Source organism: Methylobacterium sp. E-065, from assembly GCF_022829605.1.
GTDB lineage: Bacteria > Pseudomonadota > Alphaproteobacteria > Rhizobiales > Beijerinckiaceae > Methylobacterium.
The window spans coordinates 1-6,209 of the sequence record NZ_JAKSYD010000205.1; the positions used below are offsets into that span (position 1 = coordinate 1).

At 60.6% G+C, this 6,209-nt stretch carries 11 protein-coding genes and 1 pseudogene; 6 read left to right on the forward strand and 6 right to left on the reverse strand.

What is annotated here, in order from left to right; all coding sequences use genetic code 11:
• Positions 1 to 388 precede the first annotated feature (388 nt).
• The gene (locus tag MKK84_RS25180; protein ID WP_243924768.1) at positions 389 to 721 is read left to right on the forward strand and encodes a hypothetical protein; all 333 of its coding nucleotides are present in this window, start codon (positions 389 to 391) and stop codon (positions 719 to 721) included.
• A gap of 471 nt (positions 722 to 1,192) precedes the next feature.
• On the opposite strand, the gene MKK84_RS25185 is transcribed toward MKK84_RS25180, so the two are convergent.
• On the reverse strand, positions 1,193 to 1,369 hold the full coding sequence (locus MKK84_RS25185; protein WP_243924769.1) for a hypothetical protein: 177 nt from the start codon (positions 1,367 to 1,369) through the stop codon (positions 1,193 to 1,195).
• Positions 1,370 to 1,835: 466 nt separating this feature from the next.
• Between MKK84_RS25185 and MKK84_RS25190 the strand changes: the two genes are divergently transcribed.
• A complete protein-coding gene (locus MKK84_RS25190) occupies positions 1,836 to 2,018 on the forward strand; it encodes an Rmf/CrpP family protein (RefSeq protein WP_243924778.1) in 183 nt (60 codons plus the stop codon).
• Positions 2,019 to 2,305: 287 nt separating this feature from the next.
• On the opposite strand, the gene MKK84_RS25195 is transcribed toward MKK84_RS25190, so the two are convergent.
• The 4 genes from MKK84_RS25195 to MKK84_RS25210 form a co-directional block, all read right to left on the reverse strand.
• Positions 2,306 to 2,608, reverse strand: a complete 303-nt coding sequence (locus tag MKK84_RS25195; protein WP_243924770.1) for a hypothetical protein — start codon at positions 2,606 to 2,608, stop codon at positions 2,306 to 2,308.
• 36 nt (positions 2,609 to 2,644) lie between these two features.
• Positions 2,645 to 2,971, reverse strand: coding sequence for a hypothetical protein (locus tag MKK84_RS25200; RefSeq protein WP_243924771.1), 327 nt, complete (start codon positions 2,969 to 2,971; stop codon positions 2,645 to 2,647).
• A 39-nt stretch (positions 2,972 to 3,010) separates the two neighbouring features.
• Entirely contained in the window at positions 3,011 to 3,505 is a 495-nt protein-coding gene (locus tag MKK84_RS25205) for a hypothetical protein (RefSeq protein ID WP_243924772.1), read from the reverse strand.
• Positions 3,506 to 3,575: 70 nt separating this feature from the next.
• Positions 3,576 to 4,373 carry a tetratricopeptide repeat protein gene (locus tag MKK84_RS25210; protein WP_243924773.1) on the reverse strand — a complete coding sequence of 266 codons (798 nt, stop codon included), beginning with the start codon at positions 4,371 to 4,373 and terminating at the stop codon, positions 3,576 to 3,578.
• Positions 4,374 to 4,710: 337 nt separating this feature from the next.
• Between MKK84_RS25210 and MKK84_RS25215 the strand changes: the two genes are divergently transcribed.
• The 4 genes from MKK84_RS25215 (at position 4,711) to MKK84_RS25230 (ending at position 5,879) form a co-directional block, all read left to right on the forward strand.
• Positions 4,711 to 5,100 (forward strand): hypothetical protein, encoded by a 390-nt coding sequence (locus MKK84_RS25215; protein WP_243924774.1) that lies wholly within the window; start codon positions 4,711 to 4,713, stop codon positions 5,098 to 5,100.
• Positions 5,097 to 5,312 (forward strand): hypothetical protein, encoded by a 216-nt coding sequence (locus MKK84_RS25220; protein WP_243924775.1) that lies wholly within the window; start codon positions 5,097 to 5,099, stop codon positions 5,310 to 5,312. Before MKK84_RS25215 ends, MKK84_RS25220 begins: the two co-directional genes overlap by 4 nt.
• On the forward strand, positions 5,309 to 5,584 hold the full coding sequence (locus MKK84_RS25225; RefSeq protein WP_243924776.1) for a hypothetical protein: 276 nt from the start codon (positions 5,309 to 5,311) through the stop codon (positions 5,582 to 5,584). Before MKK84_RS25220 ends, MKK84_RS25225 begins: the two co-directional genes overlap by 4 nt.
• Positions 5,585 to 5,693: 109 nt before the next feature.
• Positions 5,694 to 5,879 carry a hypothetical protein gene (locus MKK84_RS25230; RefSeq protein WP_243924777.1) on the forward strand — a complete coding sequence of 62 codons (186 nt, stop codon included), beginning with the start codon at positions 5,694 to 5,696 and terminating at the stop codon, positions 5,877 to 5,879.
• Between the two features lie 210 nt (positions 5,880 to 6,089).
• Here MKK84_RS25230 and MKK84_RS25235 read toward each other — a convergent pair.
• Positions 6,090 to 6,209 (reverse strand): annotated as a pseudogene (locus MKK84_RS25235) (IS630 family transposase); the annotation flags it as partial.

Sequence of the window (6,209 nt, forward strand, 5' to 3'; positions counted from 1 at the left end):
TGCCGCCGCAGATCGTCGGCCGTGAAGTCCTCACGCAGCCGCACCGCAGATGACATGGCAAACCCTCCGGTTCACCTCATCGAATCAGATCCAGAGCCGCAACGATACCCCGTGAGTCAGCCTCACCGTCGATTGGTATTAGAGCCGCGCCGAACAGGCCGGGGGCCTCCCGAAGCGGGCGTTGGACCTCGCGCGCCGCGGCGACGGGATCCGACGCTGGCCTTGATGCTACGAGAACCCTCGCGAGCACAGCCTCGCTTACGCGATCCGGAAGCCCTTCCTTGAACGCTTACGTCGAGATCGGACCGCGCCGACGGCTGAACGCGCGGATGGTGGAGGCACCGATCTGCTGCCCGGCGGCGCGCCGAGGTTCCTGCGTCCCAACAGCATGGGCTACATGCCGGGCGTGACGATGGATCAGGCCAGTGCGATGCGCGAGGGCAAGGCCGATGGCGCCGGGTGGGCGGCCCGTGAAGCAGCTCGGAAAACCTTCGAGGCTCAGCAGGCGGAAGCGACTGGTCTGCGGGCCAGCGGTGCCCGGGTAGCTTCCGCGGCTTCACGGGCCGGCGTCGTCGCGATGCCTCAGATCGAGAACAACGGCAGCGCGGTCGTCAACGTTCACGAGCCGGGCCCGAAGACACGGCTGGCCACGACGGCCAGCGGGAAGCTGTTTCAGGACGTCGTGCAGCGGAGCGGCGCGCAGATGCGGCGGGCGGATTGAGGTTCGCGGAACCGTCTGCCCGTTCACGTGTCTACCTAGTACCCCAAGCGAAGAGACACCTATGCCCGCCCGGCCCAGTGCCGTGGCGGGTTTTTCGTCTTGCTTAGACTAGGAATGCAGCTTTGACACGTTTTACAGTCTCATATGCGGCTAGCACGGGTGAGATCACCACAAAACATCAAACCAGAAGATCTGCCTTTGAAGAAGCGCGCGAGTACATCCGCAAAGGTTACCATGACGTAACGGTGATGGATTTCGGAACTGGTAGTCGCAGTAGCGAGAGAGAGATCAGGATAAGGCTCGACCGTGTTGATGAGTTTTATCGCGACAGCTGGTCGAAATGATATTCAGGCGCCATGGCAGCTAACGGAAGGCACGGCGCACCAACCTGTTCCACAATATCATGCGGCGCCACGGGCGGCAGATGGTGAAGGCAAAGAAGACTTCGTATCCGCCGCCCCTCGATAAGGACTAAGCATCTTTGGAGACGGAGATTCTGCTGATAGCCATCTCGTCAGCAATAGCGCGATCTATGGCCTCGATCTCAGATTGCACATTCCGAATGCTCTCCTGCTGATCGACGAGTCTGCGACGGTCCATCACCATCTCATCGCGCAGTTTTTGTAATGCATCGAGCGGGCTCAGCATAATACTTATCCTTTTCGCGTTCGCGGCGTTGCACTTGATCCCACCCTATGAGCCGAGCCTCTCTCTTTTAGGTTTGCATCGCGCGCCAACCGCAGTGATTTGAGACGCACGGTTCGCTCGTCAAAATCGACTTGGCTCGCTGTTGTCTCGTCACGAATAGTCTCGGCATTCGCTTTAGAAATTTCTTCTCTTGAGCTCGGCGTCTCTAGTTGTCCACGGATATTGAAGGGCACACGGGACATTGCAGAAACCCCATAATCACCTGAATTATATAGGTGGTGTCTAGGGGGCTGAATTACGACTAGCGATCCCTCTGACATATTCTTGCCAAGCCAGGGGCGATATCAGCTCGGCGGCGGAGCGTCTCTGCCCGTGATGCCGTTGAACTACGGACACGCGTGAGAGGATCTCCACAGCCTCCCGGCAGGTTCTACCTTCAAGACATGGATGTCCGAAGGAGGGTGTCATGGATACGCGCCAGCTGATGATCATGAAGGTCATCACGGAAGGGGCACACGCCCGCGGGATCAGGCGGCCGAAAGATGCATGCCCGTACCCGGCCAAGTCGCTGGAGCGCAGAGCGTGGATGGAGGGCTATGACGGCACGCCCTGGAGGGATGGGCTAGACGATCCCAGGGCCGCTGCCTGAGCACCTAAGGGACAGCGCATCCCGGCAGGATAGCCGCCGGGATGGCGGAAGAGCTCAGCTCTCGATACGCCTTGTTGGAAACGACCCGTACTGCACTTCGAGCTCAGCACAGCCCGCGTCAGTGATTTTGTACTCGACGCCGTCAAATGCTGGATCCAATCGGCCAGTGGTCGCGACCAGTCCGAGTTTCTCCATCCGTCGCATGTAGACTGAGGCTCGGTAGAAGCGCGGCCCCATCGTCGAGAGGTATCGCAGGCGAGAAATGATGTTGGGCGCGAGCTTGTGCATCAGCGCGTGACCGCCTCGATGTCATCCTCGTAGATCGAGTCGGGCTGGCACGCGTGCCACTGCTTCTTCTCGTCGGTCTGCCCCTTGCGGCCATAGCAGAAGCCGGCCTGGGCCAGGCGGCCGCTGAGCCGATCGTGGAGCCTGCACTGCTCATGGGTGACTGCCGGGTCCCCGGCGGCCTCACAGGCTTGCGATGCCTTCAACTCCGCGGTGAGCAGCTCGGGAACGGTCGGAAGCTGCTGCTGAGCGTGCGCTCCACCGACAGCGACGACGAGAGCGAGGGCGGCGAGGGCTGTGCGCATGGGGGGAGGATAGCTGAATAATCAGCAATTGGGTGCTCAAGATTCAATCGGCTGCTGAGGCTGCAGCAGTTCGGAATCCTTGCCCAAACAATCCCAAGGATCATCTACCCGCCAAATCGGCATCGCCATCGGCGGTTCCAATCCTTTATCAGGCGGGATCGTCATGCCGCTGAGCATCAGGCCACTACCGATTTGAATTATAAAAGCAAAAAAATCATCCTCTTCCATGAATCCAAATTTATAGCAAAATCTTCGCCCATAATCTCTGATATTCGATCTTGTTAACTGCCGATACTCAGGCAAAAGGTCGTTCCAGTAATTAGCAATCGGCTTCCGTTGGGCATCTTGAGCCTGCTGCCACATCCCGGCAATTCGATGTGCCGAACTAAGTATTTTTCCAATTTATTTGTAATATATCGCGCACGCAAGTTTCCTTATGGCGACATACACTGCGATCTTTGACGATTGCGGCACTGATACAATGCCAGCATCTCTAAGAAATTGACCAGCAGGACGCTGCATGCCCATGCTTATAAGCTTTCTGCGTTTTTGGTTCGCAGAAAGATTTTCAACGGGAAGAGAGTCGGGGTAGTTATTTAGCAAGCCTTGAATGCGCTTGTTGAACGTTTCAGCGTCCAGGTTCTCCCCATCGAAATCCACCGCCATGGCATAAAAGCCAAACATATCATCATATGGCCTGGTGGACTGATTGCAGTCATCACAAGCAGGGAACTCCATACCCTCCGGGTGATAACCTGCCGGGAAGCAAGCCCGCGGCGGTATGTGGTCTTCACCAGTCGATTGAACGCCGCCGCCACAGAAACAGCAAATTGGGTTGTCGCGTAGCATGCGCTGCTTGCGGCTCAACTTCACTTCATCTCGATCGTCGCTCGACATCTAAAGTGCAAGCCTCAGTCTCAATCGCGGCTGCACGCCGTTCATGTAAATGAAGATGACGCCGGCGTCTTCACGGCAGGTCGCCTCTGGAGCGCGGATCGCTGATCAGTGGTGAGCGGCCACCAGGCATCGCAGCCTGTGTCTGTACCGTGATAACAGCTGGGATCTGCGTATCGTCCGGATGGCTCGTCACGAACGCGTTGAGGTCAGCTAGGGCTGCCTCGCGCCGACCTCCTCTGATGTAGGCCAAGCCGCGCTCCCGCAGAGCGTCTGTCCGGTTAGGATTCATCTCGACGGCTGCGGTCAGATCCCGGATCGCATCCTCGTCGCGAACCATTTTTGCGTCCAGCCGCCCGCGATCCACTCGCAACCCCGCATCCCGCGCGTCAATTGCGATGCCTCGATCAATGTCGGCAAGAGCCTGATCTAACCGTCCCATCTCCTCGTAGATGAGCGCTCGCCCGCGGAGGACGAAGGCGTAGCCTGGGGCTAGCCGGATCGCCGCGCTGGCGGCATCAAGGGCTTCGTCGTAGCGCCCGGCCAGCCGAAGCGCGTTGGCTCGGTTGTCTTGGTAGCCGCCAACGGTCGGATTGAGGCGTGCTACGTCCGCGAAGCCGCGCGCGGCTGCGAGGTAGTTCTTCAACTCGACGTAGGTGTGGCCGCGGCGGTTGTAGGCGCGACCGAGAAGGGATTTGTCTCGGGTGCTGGCGATCACAGCCGAACAGGCTGCCAGGCGCTCGCTGGCTTCGCTTGATCCCGTACAGCGCTCCATAGCAGTGTCGGCTGCGCTTTCGCGAACCGGTACGTGAACACTGACGCCGAGAGCTGCGTACAGGCCTAGGAAGAGAGCCGATCCGAGCATCGCCATGGCTGCTCAAAGCCCGTTCAGCAGAGAATAGCAGCCAAGCTGACGGGGCGTCACTTCAGATAGCCCTTCGCCTTCAGGTGCTCGGTGAGGAGCTTCTCCATAAAGCTGGACAGCGACCGTGTATCGTCTTTGGCAGCCCTCTCGGCCGCCGCCTTCACGTCAGGAGGCAGGCGAAGCGACACAGGCAACGATTTCGGGGTGTCGACTGGCGGGCGGCCCATAGCGTCCATTAAATGTAGTTGACATGTTTTCTGACTACATTTAATCACAAAGGCGGGCCGAGCGGAAGCGCGAACTTCCACCCGGCCCTAGCCCTCAACGTCTGGGATCTACGTCAATGGCTGCTCACGCCCATAGCACACGCACGCCCTTATTACGCCCGTTCCGCAGCGTTCTGCCCTTATTAGGCCAGGGGCTCGGCAGGCAGTCGGGCCCCATCACCCAGGCCATCCGCGCGATGCGGGCGGCCGAGCCGCTCCCGCCCGCCGACGCCGCGATCGAGGCCATCCGCGAGGGGCTGATCCGCTACTTCGTTGAGGAGGACGGCGCCGATCGCCAGCGCGTCCGTGAGCTGCGCCGGCGGATCGCCGACCGGATCGAGGCAGACCTCGAATTATTAGAGGCGCTCGACGGCGACGCTGATCGCGAGTTCGACGAGCCGGAAGCCTTGGCCTCCGAGTGGACCGGGCGCGGCGCTCATCGCTTCAACGTCGGGAGTGCGGCATGAGCTGCAACTCGGCCTTTCAGGCGCTCTCGCAGCTGGAGAGCAACATTGCCGACGTCGAGAGGTGGGGCAACACGCTGATCGCGATCGGAACGACCGACGCTCACGTAGACCCTGGCGTCGTTCTCGTCTTGGGTTGGGCGTTAAAGCGGCTCGGCGATAATCTTGATATCGAGTGGCGAACCGCGTTCGAAGCAGCGGGAGGTAAGCCATGAGCGCCCCCGCATCCCGTCGAGGTCTGCTCCTAGGCCTCGCCACGCTTCCCCTCGCGGGCGGGGTGGCGGTCGCTAGCCCCGCCGATTTAGCGCGTGCCTGTCGTCGGTGGGCTGCCGATCCCTGGCTTGGCATGGACGCCCGCTGCCGCGCCGAAGAATGGGACGACGACAAGCTCGATGGGGAGATGGATCTCTACGATGCCGTCCTCCAACGCGCTTTAGTCGAACCTTCGGCCAGCCTTGGTGAGGTCGCGGCCGAGGCACGGCTCTGACTCGTCGACTTCGAGGGTCATCTCTATCCCATGCGGGACATGGCTGAGAACGACGAGCCTGACGCCGGTCAGCGCATGGTGTTGACCGTGCTGCGGGAGGTGATCGCGCTTGCGCCTGATCTACTCCCTGCTGGCCTTCGCCAACCTGCGCCTCGCCCTGGCCGAGTACGGCCGTGCCGAACTGCTAGATCGGTACGCCGATGAGGCGCTCGTCCGGGCCCGAGCTCGGGTCGTGGTGGCTGACAGCTTCGGCCAGCGCGCTGGCTTCCGAGAGCGGCTGATGCCGATGCGGTGATACCCGTTTCGGCCGCTCGCCAGCGAGGGTGTCACCGCCATGGTGATGTCTTCCGCTGATCTCGGCGTGAAAGCATCCCCGCCCGCTCACTAAAGGGTTGAGGGACCACTAGGCCGCGGGCGGGGATATCGGTGAGACGCCGCCCACCGATGCAAGCGTTCTATCGGGGGTTCAGCCGGCCAAACGCTAACTTATACCAATCGGCGTTGATCATAACCGGTAGGCCCACGGGCGCAGGCCAAGGGACATGATCTTCCAGGGCTGGTCGATGAGGCGATTCCAGGCGTCGCAGCACCGGTCGACGATGTCGTCGTAGGAGGCGAAGATCCG